The sequence below is a fragment of the Xanthobacter sp. ZOL 2024 genome, from assembly GCF_052932325.1.
This window is the reverse complement of the sequence record NZ_CM128808.1, coordinates 3,749,304-3,764,207: the sequence shown is the minus strand read 5'-3', so window position 1 is coordinate 3,764,207 and position 14,904 is coordinate 3,749,304. Positions and strand designations below refer to the sequence as shown.

Annotated in this window: 15 protein-coding genes and 2 pseudogenes; 9 read left to right on the top strand and 8 right to left on the bottom strand. The window is 62.4% G+C overall.

Going from position 1 to position 14,904, the window contains the following annotated elements; all coding sequences use genetic code 11:
* Positions 1–9 precede the first annotated feature (9 nt).
* Complete coding sequence (locus ACU4E7_RS17200; protein WP_447019594.1) at positions 10–897, bottom strand: LysR family transcriptional regulator; 888 nt, start codon at positions 895–897, stop codon at positions 10–12.
* Between the two features lie 90 nt (positions 898–987).
* Positions 988–1,296, bottom strand: coding sequence for a VOC family protein (locus tag ACU4E7_RS17195; protein ID WP_447019593.1), 309 nt, complete (start codon positions 1,294–1,296; stop codon positions 988–990).
* Positions 1,297–1,484: 188 nt separating this feature from the next.
* Between ACU4E7_RS17195 and ACU4E7_RS17190 the strand changes: the two genes are divergently transcribed.
* Together ACU4E7_RS17190 and ACU4E7_RS17185 are read left to right on the top strand one after the other, a co-directional pair.
* Positions 1,485–2,183 carry a helix-turn-helix transcriptional regulator gene (locus tag ACU4E7_RS17190; RefSeq protein WP_447019592.1) on the top strand — a complete coding sequence of 233 codons (699 nt, stop codon included), beginning with the start codon at positions 1,485–1,487 and terminating at the stop codon, positions 2,181–2,183.
* Positions 2,184–2,294: 111 nt separating this feature from the next.
* A protein-coding gene (locus ACU4E7_RS17185; RefSeq protein WP_447019591.1) for an IS5 family transposase occupies positions 2,295–3,052 on the top strand; the annotation gives its coding sequence in 2 pieces (ribosomal slippage) (positions 2,295–2,628 and positions 2,628–3,052; 759 coding nt in all).
* 9 nt (positions 3,053–3,061) lie between these two features.
* Here ACU4E7_RS17185 and ACU4E7_RS17180 read toward each other — a convergent pair.
* A complete protein-coding gene (locus tag ACU4E7_RS17180) occupies positions 3,062–4,294 on the bottom strand; it encodes a DUF3363 domain-containing protein (RefSeq protein ID WP_447021659.1) in 1,233 nt (410 codons plus the stop codon).
* 1,134 nt (positions 4,295–5,428) lie between these two features.
* On the opposite strand from ACU4E7_RS17180, the gene ACU4E7_RS17175 reads away from it, so the two are divergent.
* Positions 5,429–6,618, top strand: a protein-coding gene (locus ACU4E7_RS17175) for an IS3 family transposase (RefSeq protein WP_447019590.1) whose coding sequence is annotated in 2 segments (ribosomal slippage) — positions 5,429–5,675 and positions 5,675–6,618 — 1,191 coding nt in all. Because the reading frame shifts where the segments join, the coding sequence is not laid out codon by codon here.
* 7 nt (positions 6,619–6,625) lie between these two features.
* Here ACU4E7_RS17175 and ACU4E7_RS17170 read toward each other — a convergent pair.
* The 4 genes and pseudogenes from ACU4E7_RS17170 to ACU4E7_RS17155 all read right to left on the bottom strand — a co-directional run.
* Positions 6,626–7,003: pseudogene (locus ACU4E7_RS17170) on the bottom strand (nucleotidyl transferase AbiEii/AbiGii toxin family protein); the annotation flags it as partial.
* Positions 7,003–7,848 carry a type IV toxin-antitoxin system AbiEi family antitoxin domain-containing protein gene (locus ACU4E7_RS17165; protein WP_447019589.1) on the bottom strand — a complete coding sequence of 282 codons (846 nt, stop codon included), beginning with the start codon at positions 7,846–7,848 and terminating at the stop codon, positions 7,003–7,005. The pseudogene ACU4E7_RS17170 and the gene ACU4E7_RS17165, both read right to left, overlap by 1 nt.
* An 85-nt stretch (positions 7,849–7,933) precedes the next feature.
* Positions 7,934–9,033 (bottom strand): annotated as a pseudogene (locus ACU4E7_RS17160) (IS3 family transposase); the annotation flags it as partial.
* Between the two features lie 129 nt (positions 9,034–9,162).
* Positions 9,163–9,903 carry an SDR family oxidoreductase gene (locus ACU4E7_RS17155; RefSeq protein WP_447019588.1) on the bottom strand — a complete coding sequence of 247 codons (741 nt, stop codon included), beginning with the start codon at positions 9,901–9,903 and terminating at the stop codon, positions 9,163–9,165.
* A gap of 97 nt (positions 9,904–10,000) precedes the next feature.
* On the opposite strand from ACU4E7_RS17155, the gene ACU4E7_RS17150 reads away from it, so the two are divergent.
* The 5 genes from ACU4E7_RS17150 (at position 10,001) to ACU4E7_RS17130 (ending at position 13,558) form a co-directional block, all read left to right on the top strand.
* The gene (locus tag ACU4E7_RS17150; protein ID WP_447019587.1) at positions 10,001–10,609 is read left to right on the top strand and encodes a TetR/AcrR family transcriptional regulator; all 609 of its coding nucleotides are present in this window, start codon (positions 10,001–10,003) and stop codon (positions 10,607–10,609) included.
* A 546-nt stretch (positions 10,610–11,155) separates the two neighbouring features.
* On the top strand, positions 11,156–11,458 hold the full coding sequence (locus ACU4E7_RS17145; protein ID WP_447019586.1) for an FAD-dependent oxidoreductase: 303 nt from the start codon (positions 11,156–11,158) through the stop codon (positions 11,456–11,458).
* Between the two features lie 199 nt (positions 11,459–11,657).
* Positions 11,658–12,383, top strand: a complete 726-nt coding sequence (locus tag ACU4E7_RS17140; RefSeq protein ID WP_447019585.1) for an NAD-dependent epimerase/dehydratase family protein — start codon at positions 11,658–11,660, stop codon at positions 12,381–12,383.
* Complete coding sequence (locus ACU4E7_RS17135) at positions 12,380–13,201, top strand: sugar phosphate isomerase/epimerase family protein (RefSeq protein WP_447019584.1); 822 nt, start codon at positions 12,380–12,382, stop codon at positions 13,199–13,201. Before ACU4E7_RS17140 ends, ACU4E7_RS17135 begins: the two co-directional genes overlap by 4 nt.
* Positions 13,202–13,249: 48 nt before the next feature.
* Positions 13,250–13,558 (top strand): hypothetical protein, encoded by a 309-nt coding sequence (locus tag ACU4E7_RS17130; RefSeq protein ID WP_447019583.1) that lies wholly within the window; start codon positions 13,250–13,252, stop codon positions 13,556–13,558.
* Here the strand turns inward: ACU4E7_RS17130 and ACU4E7_RS17125 are convergent.
* The gene (locus tag ACU4E7_RS17125) at positions 13,555–13,809 is read right to left on the bottom strand and encodes a hypothetical protein (protein ID WP_447019582.1); all 255 of its coding nucleotides are present in this window, start codon (positions 13,807–13,809) and stop codon (positions 13,555–13,557) included. The genes ACU4E7_RS17130 and ACU4E7_RS17125 overlap by 4 nt on opposite strands.
* Positions 13,810–13,961: 152 nt before the next feature.
* On the opposite strand from ACU4E7_RS17125, the gene ACU4E7_RS17120 reads away from it, so the two are divergent.
* Positions 13,962–14,753, top strand: a complete 792-nt coding sequence (locus ACU4E7_RS17120) for a hypothetical protein (RefSeq protein ID WP_447019581.1) — start codon at positions 13,962–13,964, stop codon at positions 14,751–14,753.
* Positions 14,754–14,904 lie beyond the last annotated feature (151 nt).

The window sequence follows — 14,904 nt, the reverse complement described above, 5'->3', positions numbered from 1 at the left end:
TTCCGATAATTACACGGCTTGGGTTGACCGACTCATATCACCCGCCAGCGCGAACAGGTTGCGGAGTGAGGCGCTACGGTTATGCGGCGACCATATCGCCGAGAAGGCAACCGGCTCTGGCTCGTCGGTAATCGGCAGCAACACGACTCCGGCTGTCGGGAACAACCCGCTCGCCGCACCGAGAAGCGTGACCCCGAAGCCCTGCGCGACCATGGAAAGCAACGTACCGCGCTCTGCCTCGAAACGCTGGATCGCGGGCTGGGACCAGCGACCGGCGAGGCGCAGCACAATGTGGTCATGGACTTGTGGCCCGGTGCCACCATGGCGAACAAGGAATTGTTCGTAGGCAAGATCATCCCAAGTGACGCCGGGTCGGCCTGCAAGACGGTGATCGACCGGCAGCGCGAGCACAAGCGGTTCGCTCCAGATCGGCCGTGAATGGCAGTCGGGTAGTTCAAACGCACCGGCGATGAACGCCACGTCGATCCTGCCCGCTCGACTCTGCATGACCGCATCGCGCGCGGTCGCTTCGATCATCTCGACGGTGATGCGGGGATGCTGCCTACGGTAGCCAGCCACCAGATTGTCGAGAAAGCTACCGGCGATCAGTCCATGGACTCCGATGCGTAGTCGACCGCATTCTCGCGCTGCGGTCATGCCAGCGGTTTTCACGGCATGGTCCAGTTCGTCGATCCCCGCCGCTATTCGCTCGACGAAAAGGCGTCCGGCTTCGGTGAGTCGAACGCCGCGCGTGTTACGCTCAAAGAGCATAATGCCAAGCTCGACTTCCAGCGCTCTTATACGGGCGCTGACACTCGACTGGCTGGTGCCGAGTGCCTGAGCGGCACGATTAAAATTCAGGTGCTCGGCGACGGCGAGCGTTTGGATCAGCGACACAAGAGGAATGCGCGCCCCTAGCCGGGTTGGCAGTCCAGACTCGCGATCAATCATTGGTGCAGAATGCCAACGCCTCCGCATCGAACGCGGTCAAGAAACATTGGTGGTGTCGGTGGCGCAAACGCGAAGCCTGTGCCCGTCTGGATCGGAGGCGACAAAAGTATATCCGAAGTCCAGCATCGTGGGTTCGAGGACTATATTGATCCCCTTCGATTTCCATTCGCGATACGTATCGTCTACTTGCTCATTGGTGGCATTGCTGAAGGACAACTCAAAACCACCGAAAGCCGCTGGCGGCTTTGGATCGATAGTATGCTTAGATTGCAGCCCGACCGCAAAATTGTCTGCAAGAGCAAACACTGAAAAATATTTAAAGGTTTGCGCGGGATCGGAACTCAAAATATCTTTATAGAAGGCTGTGCTGGCGTCGACATCATCGACATAGGAGAATAAGACTATTCGGCGAAAACATGCTCAAGGCTTCCTTTGCGTTGGCGTATTGCATTGGCGTGACAGTAAAGAGGGCGATAGCGCCACTACCCAATATGCATTACCCTTAATGACAAAATTAGTCAGTAGGAATCGTCATGGCCCGTAGCGACCGGCTTTTACGCTTGGCACAAGCCCTTCGAACGCTGCCCCATCCTGTTACGGCTGAGCGGCTAGCCGAGGAGACGGGTGTTTCCACTCGCACTATCTATCGCGATATCGAAAGCCTGCGTTCAGCCGGCGCTACAATTGATGGAGAAACTGGCTTCGGCTATCGGCTTGTGGAAGATATGGCCTTGCCGCCTCAAACCTTTACGCGCCTCGAAATCGAAGCGATTGTTCTCGGTCTTGCGCAAGTGAAGGACGCTGGCGACCGGGAACTGGCGCTAGCTGCCGATACAGCGTTTTCCAAGATCACGGCGACATTGCCAGAGCGACTTCAACTTCACGCGATCCATGCTGTAAATCGCTTCTATCGAGCAACACCGATCACCGAACCTACGGTGCCGATGGCGTTCTTTCGGCAGGCGTGCTGGGAGGAAAAGGTTTTAAAGATTACCTACGAGGATCGCGAAGGGCGGCGGACGGAACGAGAAGTGTGGCCGCTCGGCATAGTCTATCTTGATCGAGCACTCATCCTACCGGCCAGATGCTGCAAACGAAATGCCTTCAGGCGCTTTAGAATAGACCGAATTTCTGAAGCAACTGATACAGGAATAAGCTTCAGGCCGCATAGAGTTGCTATGTTGCGAGAGTTTGTTGCACAAATGACTGCTGAGATAGAAAGGGGAGCATAGGAAATTTCGGAAAATCGCTGTCTTGAGATGCACGATACCTAGGGTCCAGACCCATAAAGTGGTTGGCGTTGGGGTTGGATTGTGATTCACGGCTTCCGAGAGGAAGAGACGATGAATCGGGACCTGTTCTGGCTGACGGATGCGCAGTTTGCGCGGATCGAACCCCATCTGCCGACGGACACGCGCGGCAAGCCGCGTGTGGATGACCGCCGGGTGATCAGTGGGATCATCCATGTCCTGAAATCCGGCGGACGCTGGGTTGATGCACCGGCCGACTATGGCCCGCGCAAGACGCTCTACAATCGCTATGTCCGCTGGGCCGCCAAGGGTGTGTGGAGCGGGCTCTTCCAGGCGCTCGCCGGAGCGGGCGGGCCGCCCGCGCAGGTGCTGATCGACAGTTCCGCCGTCAAGGCCCACCGCTCTGCCTCGGGCGGGAAAGGGGGGAGCGAAGCCAAGCCATCGGCCGCTCCCGCGGCGGGCGCACGACCAAGATCCACGCGCTGACCGACCGCAAGTGTCGGCCCATCGCCTTCCTGCTCACCGGCGGCCAGGTGGCCGACTGCACGGCCGCGGCGACCTTGCTCCAGCAGATGCCGAAAGCCCGCATCCTGCATGGAGACAAAGGCTATGACAGCAACGCGGTCCGCCGTCAGGTGGAAGAGGCCGGCGCCATGCCCAACATCCCGCCCAAGGCCAACCGGCGCTGGAAACCATGCTTCTCTCCAGTGCTTTACCGTGATCGCAACGCCATTGAGCGCATGTTCTGCTGGCTGAAGGACTTCCGGCGTGTCGCAACCCGATACGACCGCCTTGCCGTCAACTTCCTCGCCGCCGTTTGCATCGCCGCGATCGTCGGCTATTGGTTATGAGTCTCGACCCTAGATTCCCAACCCCCGCTGCCGCCCCAACTGCCACGAAACCGACCCGCCCTGAACGATACCGCTGATCTCCTTGCCAAGCTGACGGTCGATGACTGGCCGCCATGGAACAAGGGTGAACTCGTGGCTCTGCTCGACCATGGCAAACTTGCCGCTCGATAGCTGCACCGTGCCGGTGAACTTGCCGCTGACCCTCTCGCCATCAGCGGCGGCGCGGAAAGGAAGGTTCTTGCTCGCCGCCATCTCGGCCCCGGCACTGGCAACCTCGCGCTCGCGCAACGTGCCGAGAAGATTGCGCCGATAGAGGATGCGACCGTCCGGCTTTCGGGTGGCGTCACCCTGGTCGATATGATGCTCGCGGCGGCGGTCCATCGCATCGGCCACCCGTTGACCAAAACCGGATGGCGACAGGTCTGACGGCTCGCTCGACAGGAGCCGCCAGTCCAGCCAGGTCGAGCCGTCCGCGCCGATCTGCTTTTCAAGATCGAAGGTCGAAAGGACGCGCACGCTGGCCTGCCGGTTGCGGCCAGCGTCATAGGCGGCAGCGCGGTTCTCGAAATCCTGCGGGATGCGCCATTGATCGGCGTCGATCCGCTCGGCGATGCCGGCGCGGCGCAACGCCTCCAGCCGGCGAACATGAGCATCGACAAAGCCCTCATAGTCGCCGCCCGGCACGCGCCCCTCGAACTTCGCCTGCTCGAGATGGCGGCTCGGCCGATAGATGCCGCCTTCGGCGATAGCTGCAATGGCGCGGTCGGACGGCCGCTGCGCTGTATCGGGCGGGCCGACTTCGATCACGCTGCCGATACGCGCGTCCGTCATGCGGGCCGCGTCGATGCCGGCGACATGGTGCGTCCGACCGTCAATCCCGTCCACCACTACGGTCAGGTTCTCGCCCAACTCGTCGGACAGATATTTATCGACAACACGGCCGACAATCGGGACTTCGGGCGCAGCATCATGAATCTGGAACGTCATCGGATCTCGCTCCAGCCCGTCCGCCTTCAGCGCCTTGTGCATATTGTGGATGATGTCGCCGCGCTCGCCCATCTCGCGCAAGGTCGGCTCCATACGCTCGCTGATCTCCCAGACGCCCGGCGCGTGCTCGGTGGCGAGGCCCATCTTCTCCAGTCGGGCGAGACGGCGCAGGCGGAGCGTCCGGTCAAACTGACGCTTCGGATCGGCCGACTCGTTGCGCAGGTCGAGGATGCGGTCATCGGTTTCCTCGGTCATGGCGCGGTCAATACGGGTGAAACGGTCTTGGTCGATCTCGGCCGACAGCTTGCGGCTCTGCTCGATCTCGGTGACGGGGCGAAGCTCCAGCGTCGTCAACTCACTCGCCCGCTCGCGGATGCCGTTGGCGAGATAGTCGCCGTTGATGACCAAATCCGCGCCCAAATCGTCCTTGCCCCGGACGATGACATGCACATGGGGATGGCCGGTGTTGTGGTGATTGACGGCGACCCAATCGAGCCGGGTGCCAAGATCGGCTTCGACCTGACTCATCAGGTCGCGGGTGTGTGCGGTCAGGTCAGTCAGGTCCGCGCCGTCCTCCGGCGAGACGATGAACCGGAATTGGTGGCGGTCGTCCGCGCCGCGCTCCACGAAGGCGTCGCCATCGGCGCGGTCCTCGGTCGCGGAATAAAGCTGGCCGCGCTCGCCGTCGCGCGAGGTGCCGTCGCGCTGGATATACCGAAGGTGGGCGGCGGATTTCCCGTTCCTGCCGGCGTTCTGGACGTAGCGGGTCTTGACGACAACGCGGCGCATTCCCGGCGCGCGGTGACGCCAGCCGCCCGACAGAGTGCGCGACCGGACGAAGGCCGCGCCGCGCCCGCGCTTCAAGCCCGGCCCTGCACTCGCCCGCGCCGCCTTGCCGCCTGTGGCGTTCGGCTTCGCGCCGGATCGCGGCGAGGACCGCGCCGGGCTGTTGCTCTGCTGGCGGGCGATCTTCTTCGCCTGGGTCAAGAAGCTCTTGACCTTGCCCAGCCTGGGCGCATCGACGCGGCCTGGCCTCGGCCGGAAGTGAAATTCCTCGTCGTCGCTCAAAGCGGGGCCTCCAGCCCAGGATCACGGAAAACGGCCAACTTCAGGCTTTGGTGCCGGTCGAAATTCAGTAATGACAAGGTGTTGCGCGACAGCGCGGCACTACAAGTCAAAAAGCAGGGTGCCGTTCCTAGCCCCCCTAACCAGTGTGCAGACAACAACAATTTCAGAAACCCGGCCAGCGTAGTGCCTGTCAATCGGCGTGGAAACCTGCCCCCCTATCGGCGCCGAATATTGACCCCGGCTTGGGGCATTGACCCTGACGTTGCGCCTCGTGGTTCATCCAGTTTGAAGTTCGTTCTGGCCCGCCATGAGGACCAGGACATGAAGCGCAGTCGTTTTTCGGAAGAGCAGATCATCGGGATCCTGAAGGAGCACGAGACCGGGATCCCGGTTGCGGAGCTATGCCGCAAGCATGGGGTCAGCGACGCCAGCATCTATAAGTGGAAGAGCCGCTTCGGCGGCATGGAGGTGTCTGAGGCCAAGCGGCTGCGGGCGTTGGAGGACGAGAATGCCAAGCTCAAGCGCATGCTCGCCGACGCGATGCTCGACAATGTCGCCCTGAAGGACCTCTTGGGAAAGAAGTGGTGACGCCCGCGGCCAAGCGGAAAGCCATCGGCCATCTCATGGGGCACCACGGGATGAGCGAACGGCGGGCGTGTAAAGCCACCGGCTTCTGCCGCATGACCATGAGATACGAAGCAAAGCGGGTCGACGATGGAGCCCTGCGCGAGCGCATGAAGGCCCTCGCCCATGAGCGACGGCGCTTCGGCTATCGGCGCCTGCATGTGCTGCTGCGGCGGGAGGGCTTCAGGGTCAACCACAAGCGCCTGTTCCGGCTTTATCGAGGGGAACGCCTGAAGGTGGGACGGCGGGGTGGCCGCAAGCGGGCCATCGGGACGCGGGCACCCATGACGATCCCGATGCGGCCCAACGCGCGCTGGTCGCTCGATTTCGTGTCGGACCCGCTCACCGATGGCCGCCGCTTCCGCATTCTCACCGTCGTGGATGACTGCACCCGCGAATGCCTGACCCTGGTTGCGGAGACATCGCTGTCCGGCGGGCGTGCCGCACGGGAGCTGGATCGCCTTGTGGCCGAGCACGGCCGGCCGAACATGATCGTCAGCGACAACGGCAGCGAGTTCACCTCCAACGCCATCCTGGCCTGGGCGGACGCAGCAGGGGTGGAATGGCACTACATCGCGCCGGGCAAGCCCATGCAGAACGCCTTCATCGAGAGTTTCAACGGCCGGCTGCGCGACGAGCTTCTCAACGAGACGCTGTTCTCGGCACTGAGCCAGGCCAGAGCGACCCTCGGCAGGTGGCGCTCAGACTACAACGGATCACGCCCCCACTCCGCCCTCGGCTGGCAGACCCCGTCCGCTTTCGCCGCCACCTTCCACCCGCGACGGGATCTGCCGCTGCGCCAGGCGAAAAGCTCCGCGCCAGATCCCGCCACTCACCCGGCCGACAAGGCCAAACCCAACCGCCAGAACAAACTCACCGCTGGATAGAACTTGGGGGCAACGTCAGACGCATCTCAGGCTCGAACACGCAGCCCCGCAGGACTGGTGTGACCTCGATCTTGATCTGCGCACTGTCGCTCCGGACTAAGAGCTTGGTGACGACATTCTCGCGCGAGCGCGAAGGTGCGACGCGGGCGCCACGGACGGCTTCGGTGATGCGCAGCATCGCCACATCGATGGCGGCCAGCGAGGTCGCACGATCCTGAACGGGCAGATAGGTGAGGTCGATATCGACCGAGAGCCGAGGCAGGTCGCGGATGAAGAGATTGATGGCCGTGCCGCCCTTCATCGCGAAATACTCTTCCGCTGCGACGGAAGGCAGTGTGCGGATCAGGAGTGCGACCTGGTTGCGGTAGGCATCAGCAAAAGCCATCAGCGTGCCTCGCCCAGCTCTTTCGGCACGGTGATCTGATAAGCGGGATCGAACTTCCCTTCCTTGACCAGCATGCGCTTGCCCGAGCCCAGGTCGACCGCTGCACGTTCGACGCGCTTAAGCCATGCGTGGCGATGCCGATCGGCAAAGAAGAAGAAGAGGCGCTTCACCTTCACGCTTCGGCAGCGGACAAGCAGCTTCTGCAGCCGCCGCGGAGCAAGATCGCTCAGTCCCTCCATCAGCACGTCGACCTGATGGAAGCTTTCATGATCGGGCAGTTCGTCAAGAAGCTCGAGGATGGCACGTTCAGGTGCCGAAACCGTCAGCGGCCAATCCCATTGTCCCCAGGCAAGCGAGCGCAACCCGGCATCCTGGAAAGATCGGCCGTCGCGCATGCCGGCGTGATCCGGAACGAGGGGAGGGAAGGTAGCCTCCTCAAGGTCGCTCCCGAAGAGCGGCACGCTGTTGCGGTAGACGAACCGCTCCTCAAGCGGCAGCGTGGCGAGCCAGTTCGGCGGTTTTGTCGGCCCGTGAAGGTGGACCTCGGAACTGCCTTGCGAGAGATAGTGGGCATAGCCCTGCAGTTCGAGCGCCGTTCGACCACCGACGGCAAGGCGATAGCCGAGGAGCGTCTGGAGGGAGATGACGGCCTGCTGCCAGCTCAGCTGTCCGCGGGGGCGCCGATAAACGCGGCGTGCCGGCTGCTCGAGCCAGCCGGAGGCGACATATTTGGTGCGCAAGGACGTGGAGTACCCACGAGCGGAAAGCCAAGCGGAATCGACGAGCAGGCCCTCTGGCAGGAGGCGCTCAAGCTGGTTTAGCTTTCCTGTCTTTTGCTCGCTCATGGTGAGCTTTTTAGCATATGCTTAAACTGGCCGCCAGTTTAAAAATATGGAAGTTGGCGTCTCCTAGTGCTGTGAGCCCCGTCTCTCATCCGGCTGAGGCCAGAGTCCTCGGGTGAGTTTGGCGCTGATGCGCCGGGTGAGCAATGGTCGATCGGCGGCGCTGGTCGGGATTGCGCAGCCGATCGTCCGTTGCGGTGAAAGTCGATGCGAACGCCTTTGGGGTCAGATAGCCGAGTGCGGAATGTGGGCGGTGATCGCTGTAGTCGACGACCCAACGGGCGAGCGCCGACCGGGCATGATCGAGATCACGGAACAACGTCTCATTGAGGAGTTCGTCCCGCATTCGCCCATTGAAGGCCTCGCAGAAGCCGTTCTGCATCGGCCGTCCGGGAGCGATGTACTGCCACTCGACGCCGGCCTGCTTCGCCCACAGCAGGATGGCGTTCGACGTGAACTCCGTTCCGTTGTCGCTGACGATGAGCTTCGGCTTGCCGTGCCTGGCGACGAGTGCCGTCAATTCGCGGGCAACCCGCTTGCCCGATATGGACGTGTCGGGGATGGCCGCGAGGCACTGCTTGGTCACGTCGTCGATGACGTTGAGCACGCGGAACCGCTGACCTGACGCCATCTGGTCGTGCACGAAGTCGAGCGACCAACGAGCGTTCGGCCGAGCCTCGACGACCATCGGCGCACGAGTTCCGACGGCACGCTTGCGACAACGCCGCCGGCGGACCGACAGACCTTCCTCGCGGTAGAGCCGCTGGGTCCGCTTGTGGTTCACGACGTGGCCCTCGAGACGCAACAACACGTGGAGGCGCCGATAGCCGAACCGCCGCCGTTCCGTCGCCAGTTCCCGCAGACGGCCACGCAGAACGGCGCGGCCGCTCCGCCGAGAACGGTAGCGGATGGTCGATCGGTCGGCACCGATGATGGAACACGCCCGCCGTTCGCTCACATCGTGCTCGCGCAAGACGTAGGCGACGGCTTCCCGGACAGCGGCGGGCGTCACCATTTTTTTGCCAGCAGGTCCTTCAGGACGGAGGCATCGAGAATGGCATCGGCCAGCAGGCGCTTCAGCTTGGCGTTCTCGTCCTCGAGTGCCTTCAGCCGCTTCGCCTCGGAGACGTCCATGCCGCCGAACTTCGCCTTCCAAGCGTAGAACGTCGCGGTGCTGATGCCGTGCCGGAGCCGGAGCCGGAGTCACCTGCCACGCGAAGCCCGTCATGGGCGAGACGCGACGGCGACACCCATGCCCGGCGATGCGCCGGTGACCCACACGCTCTTTCGGTCCTGCCGCATGGCCGGGGGCCCCAATCAGATCGCGCCGCCGTTGGCGAACAGCGTCTGGCCATTGATCCAGGCCCCATCAGGGCCAGCCAGGAAGGACACGACGGAGGCGATGTCGTCGGGCGTGCCCAACCGCTCCAGCGGCGCCAGTTTCGTGATGTTGGCGATGAGCGCGTCCGACTTGCCCTTGAAGAACAGCTCGGTGGCGGTGGGCCCGGGCGCCACGGCATTGACGGTGATGTTCCGTCCCCGCAATTCGCGCGCAAGAATAGAGGTCAGCACCTCTACGGCCGCCTTGGTCGCGGCATAGGCGCCATAAGCCGGCAGCTTGAGCTGGGTCACGCTGGTGGACGTGTTGATGATCCGCCCGCCCTCACCCATCCGCCGAGCTGCCTCCTGCAGGGTATTGAAGGTGCCCTTGAGATTGATCGCGACCATGCGATCGAAGGTTGCGGCGTCCATCTTCGCGATGGGAGCCAGCTCCATGACGCCGGCATTGTTGACCAGCACGCCAACTTCACTGCCGCGCGCCGCGATATCGGCGAACATGCCGGCCACCGCGCCCGCGTCAGCAACATCCGCCGCCACCGCGAAGGCCTGGCCCCCGGCCGCCTCGATCTCCTTCACCACCACATGGGCGGCATCCGGGTTGGTCGCATAGTTCACCGCGACGGTGAACCCGTCTGCCGCCAGCCGCCTGGCAATGGCGGCGCCGATGCCTCGCGAGCCGCCGGTGACCAGCGCAACCTTGTTCTGCCCGTGTGCCATGTCATCCACCATTTTTAAAACGAAACGTAACGGAAAATAATTTCGGAAACGGGAATGTCAATTGCCTTTTTCCGTAACGCATCGTAACGATAAATTCATGACCACGCAGAAGCGCCTCTCCCCCCACCTCGGCCGCCCACGCTCGTCGAGCGCGGATTCTCACGATGCGATCTTGAGCGCCGTCTACGATCTCCTTCAGGAGATGTCGGTTCGCGAGCTGACCATGGAGAAGGTGGCCAAGCGCGCGGGCGTGGGCAAGCCAACCCTGTACCGCTGGTGGAAAACCAAAGCCGCCCTTGTCGTTGCCATGTTCAACGAGCGCATCGTCCCCGAACTCGACGCCCCTCAGGCGACCACGCTTGAGGACGCCATTCGCGAGAAGATCGACAGGCTCATCGTGGCGTTCAACGGGTTTTTCGGAAAGGTGATCGCAGAGCTCGTGGCCGAAGCCCAGAGCGATCCGGACGTGCTGACCGAGCTCAACGAATATTACATCAAGCCACGCCGGGCGGGAACGGTCGACGAGATCCAGAAGGCACAGGCCCTCGGTCTCGTGCCCCGGCATATCGATCCCGAGCTCGTGGTCGACGCGATCTTCGGCAGCCTCTATTTCAATCTTCTGCTGAAGATCAGCCCCCTCACCCCCGACTATGGCGACCGCCTGATGGAAAATTGCAGAAAGCTCCTCGAACTCAACACGGCCTGAGCCCCCTCCCCCGACCGCCTTACAGATCCATTGAAGCGCGCCCATTTCTGCGCTAGCCTGAACCGGAGTAGCCCGCCGAGAGGCGCGGACCCGCGGCGCGGTGCCATCCCGGTCGTCCGCCACGATAGGCCGGAGCGGGCGACCCGAAGGACCTGTGCGCGTCACCGGCAGCCGACGGCATTGCAGCTGACCCCTGCGCTCCCCCAAACGTCAGGCCGCTCACGCCGCGCTGGCGGCTGGATGCACCTTTTCCAGACCTCGGCAGCCACTTTCCCCAAAGCACCTTCAATATCGAAATAGATGCGCCCAATATATGAACGTGGCGTCAGATCTGTTTGACAGTATTTTATACATATATAGATCGCTAACAGTTTACCGTATACCGCGCCCAGCGAGCCATGTATCAATCCAATGCCAAAGAAATGCAGAGGCTACCCATCTCCAGCATACACTCCCACCTTCGAAATCTGGCGCCGACGGTCCCGCTTGTCTGTTGCCCACACTCAATGCGCCTGAAATGCGCATAATAGGGGTGGGATTGCCGGTGTGGGAGATCTTATTTTGCCTTTCAAAATTGCAGTGATCGGCGCGGGTTGGTATGGCTGTCATATTGCTTCGTCACTCGCCAGCATCGGCGTCGAGGTCGTCGTCTTCGAGCGCAACAAGCGGCCGCTCCACGAGGCCTCCGGCAACAATCAGTTTCGCCTCCATCTGGGGTTTCACTATGCCCGCCACCATGGAACGCGGCAGCAGTCTCGCGACGGCTCCTGCGCTTCATTGAGCGCTACCCCACGCTCTCGCGGCCCATTCCAGAAAATCTTTATGCGGTCCCAAAGAACGACAGCTTGATCGACTTTATGACATACAAGTTGATCATAACGTCGTCGGGCATGGATTTCGTGGAACTGCCGAATGGCCACCCGCTTCTGCATAATGTGGGCGGAGCGATGCAGACGCCGGAGCGTGTGCTTCTGATCAATACGGCTCGGGAATATTTTACGCGGCGGCTGGGGTCTGCGCTCGTCCTTGACTCGGCCATACGGGCTTCGTGGGGAGCCACCTGCGCGAGGCCCTGCCCTTTGGTGCGCACTACAACTCGCGCAACATCGGGGATATTCGCGGTCGGCAGTTTGATACCGTCGTGTGCGCTGGCGTCTCCGCCGTGAAGTGGCTTGCGAACAAGGAGCCCGAAAAGGACCGCGCTGGGATCGAGGGCCTGATGCGCGAGCTCGAGACCATTACCGCCAGGCGCTTTGTGCTGATCTCGACTGTGGATGTCTATGCGCAGCCCCTGGGCGTGACCGAGGCCGATGCCGCAGACAGCACCCAACCCTACGGGAAGCACCGCGCGGAACTCGAGGCGTGGATCGCGGAGAAATTTGCCGATCACGTCGTGGTCCGCCTCCCGGCCCTATTTGGTAAGGGTTTGAAAAAGAATGTTATTTTTGATCTCATGAACGACAATCTTGTCAGTCAGATCAATCCAAACACGTTTTTTCAGTGGTACGACCTCGCCCGTTTCCCCGGTGATCTGACGCGGATCCTCGAGTCCGGCCTCAAGCGGCTCAACATCGCCGTCGAGCCGGTACACACCCAGGCGATCGTCGACCGTTTCTTCCCCGGAACCGTGCTCGGCACTCCTTCCGCCGATCCGATCCGCTACGACATGCGGACGCGACATTCTGATGTCCTCGGCAGCACGGGCCCCTACCACGTGGCGCAGGACGAGGTTTTTGCGGACCTCCAGACATTTCTGAACGGACCGAAGGCATGAGGCTCTCACTCTCCAATCTCGCGCTGCCGCAGCAGACGGGAGCCGACAAGATCGCACGGCTCGCCGAGAAGGGGCTGCGTGGCGTCGAAGTCGCGCCCACGCGCATCGCCCCCTGGGGTGAACTCAACGACACGATGCTCACTGAATACCGCAGATCTCTCGCCGGGGCGGGGATCTCGGTTTCGTCGCTTCAGGCCATCTTTTTCGGCGCCGAAGGCATCGCGCTCCTTCAGGACGTCGAGTCGTTCGAGCGCATGGCGGCGCATTTGCGGAGGGTGGCCGCGGCCGGTGCAGCCATTGGCGCGTCGGTCCTGGTGTTCGGCGCCCCCAAGCAGCGCAGCCGTTCGGGCCTTGCCGAAGAGGCGGCGTTCGATCTCGGCATGGCGCGCTTCCGACACCTCGCGGAGATCGCCGACGCGCAGGGCCTCACCATCGGGCTGGAGCCGGTGCCGGCGGCCTACAATGGCGACTTCCTGTGCACCTGGCAGGAGGTGGAGCGCATGGTCCGTGCCGTCAACCACCCGGGGCTCCGCGTGCACCTCGACACGGGCTGTGTGCTGCTGGGCGGTGGAGACATCGGCGAGGCGGTGAAAGCGACCGCCGACAGGCTGTGTCATTTTCACATCGCCGAACCCAAGCTGGCAACCTTCGTCCAGCCTGTGGGCCATCACGCCGTGGCGGCCAACGCGCTGCGGGATATCGGCTATTCCCGCTGGGTGGCGATCGAGATGCTGGAAGCGCCGTCGCAACCGATGGCGGCCATCGAGCAGGCCGTGGAGTTCGCGGCGGCAACATATCCCATCCAAACGGCGGCTTGACGCACTGCGTCGACACGCCTACCTCCCGCTGAGGGGAACTTGTGCGACGTGGCTGCCGGTTTCGATGAAGGGTCGGGCGCCTTCCTTGTCGCGCGCGGCGGCGGTCTCCATCGAATGGATCAGCACATGAAGATCTTCCACACCCGCGACATCAGCTTCAACGACGCCGTGCTGCGCATCCGGTATCCGGACCGCGTGGTGGAGCGCGAGGTCGGCCCGGGACTACCTGCGCTGGGCCTCGGCTGGCAAGCGGTGTCGGCGGTCTGCCTCGGCGGAGTTCTCCATATCCGGCAGGCGGCACGCTCCGAATTGATTACTTCCTGCCCTATGCGAATTTCTGGTATATTGGCTTTTTAGCCGACCTTGCAGACCCCTATTGCACGCTGGTGACCCTCCACACCAAAGTCACCGAGGGTATTTTCGACACGCGTGAGAATAAACTCTATGCGAAGCAGGATTTTCGCAATAATAGCGGATCGACGCGCCTCTCCGACAGCGACATTGCCTGCATCCGGCTGATCCGCCAGTATCTTTACCCGGCCCTGCGCAATCGCCGTGCTGAAGCGCCGCTGGCTGGACTGATGTTCCGCGAGAACCATATCGGCCATTACATCTGGAATGAACTGTCCTGCGTCGACACCGTCGTGCGGAGCGGCCGAACGCCCGCAATCTTCACCTATCCCGGCTCCGAAGAACCGATCTATCCCGTAGACGACATCTTTCCGGAAGCACGGGGAATGTGCACCGGGGCGCCTGCGGCTTGGCCGACGTCGTCACTGCGGCCTGCCAGGGCGTGGCCTTCTTTCCGTTCCAGGCCTACCGGATCACCCAGTCCCTGGCCGACCGGGTTCTTCGGCTCGCGTTCGATCACGAAAGGGCGTTCGCGGCGCAACTTGAGGCGGAGAAGGCGGATGCCACGGTCCTGCTCATCGGCCTGCGGCTTGAAAACCGCTGTTGGCGGCGCCAGGGCGAGGGGTATGCCGAACTCATCCGACGCCTGTCGGCCATTCCCAATCGCCGTTTCCTTGTGCTGTTCGATGGACACAATTTTCAGGCGGGGGCCAACAATGGTTTCGTGCGAAGCTTCAATGAACGGTTGATACAAGGCGATCACCTGCCCTCCATCGTGCAGGAAGAGATCGAGCTGGTGAATTCCGTGATCCAGCAGGTGCAGGCCGACGGGGTGACCAACGTGGCCGTGCGAAATCTCGTTCCGTGCACCATGGGCACCAGTATCGTCGCAACAAAGCTCTGCGATTATTTCGTCACGCATTGGGGTGCTGGCCTCGCCAAATATAAATGGATCGCCAACGCGCCGGGCGCCGTCATTTCCTCCGCCTCGGTCGTGAACACCAAAGCGGACCTTCGAATCTACGATATCGAGCGGTTTCGCGAGCACCCGCTGGCGCTGGATTATTTTCCCGCCGAGCTGGTGCACGCGCTCGGCAACGAGAACAATCTCATCCGAAGCGCCGCCGAAGAGCGGGGCGACTTCGATATCGACCCGGGCCAGTTCGCCGAGTTTGTCATCTCCAAGCTCCCCTCCCGCTGAAGGGCGCCAGCCCGGCGCGGTGTTCTGCGCAGCGGGGGTGTTCCACAAGCGCCCTCCTCTCGCCGTCGCCGGCAGGATGTCTGCGACGACGGCCGGGCCGCGTCGGACGAGACAGGAAGGCCACTTGACCTGCGGTCATTCGGCACGCGGG

Bases quoted from the DNA above. Each gene is read 5' to 3' on its own strand.
- ACU4E7_RS17190 (WP_447019592.1), top strand. From the start codon at position 1,485: ATGGCCCGTAGCGACCGGCTTTTACGCTTGGCACAAGCCCTTCGAACG.
- ACU4E7_RS17180 (WP_447021659.1), bottom strand. From the start codon at position 4,294: ATGACCGAGGAAACCGATGACCGCATCCTCGACCTGCGCAACGAGTCG.
- ACU4E7_RS17165 (WP_447019589.1), bottom strand. From the start codon at position 7,848: ATGAGCGAGCAAAAGACAGGAAAGCTAAACCAGCTTGAGCGCCTCCTG.
- ACU4E7_RS17155 (WP_447019588.1), bottom strand. From the start codon at position 9,903: ATGGCACACGGGCAGAACAAGGTTGCGCTGGTCACCGGCGGCTCGCGA.
- ACU4E7_RS17150 (WP_447019587.1), top strand. From the start codon at position 10,001: ATGACCACGCAGAAGCGCCTCTCCCCCCACCTCGGCCGCCCACGCTCG.
- ACU4E7_RS17135 (WP_447019584.1), top strand. From the start codon at position 12,380: ATGAGGCTCTCACTCTCCAATCTCGCGCTGCCGCAGCAGACGGGAGCC.
- ACU4E7_RS17125 (WP_447019582.1), bottom strand. From the start codon at position 13,809: ATGGCCGATATGGTTCTCGCGGAACATCAGTCCAGCCAGCGGCGCTTC.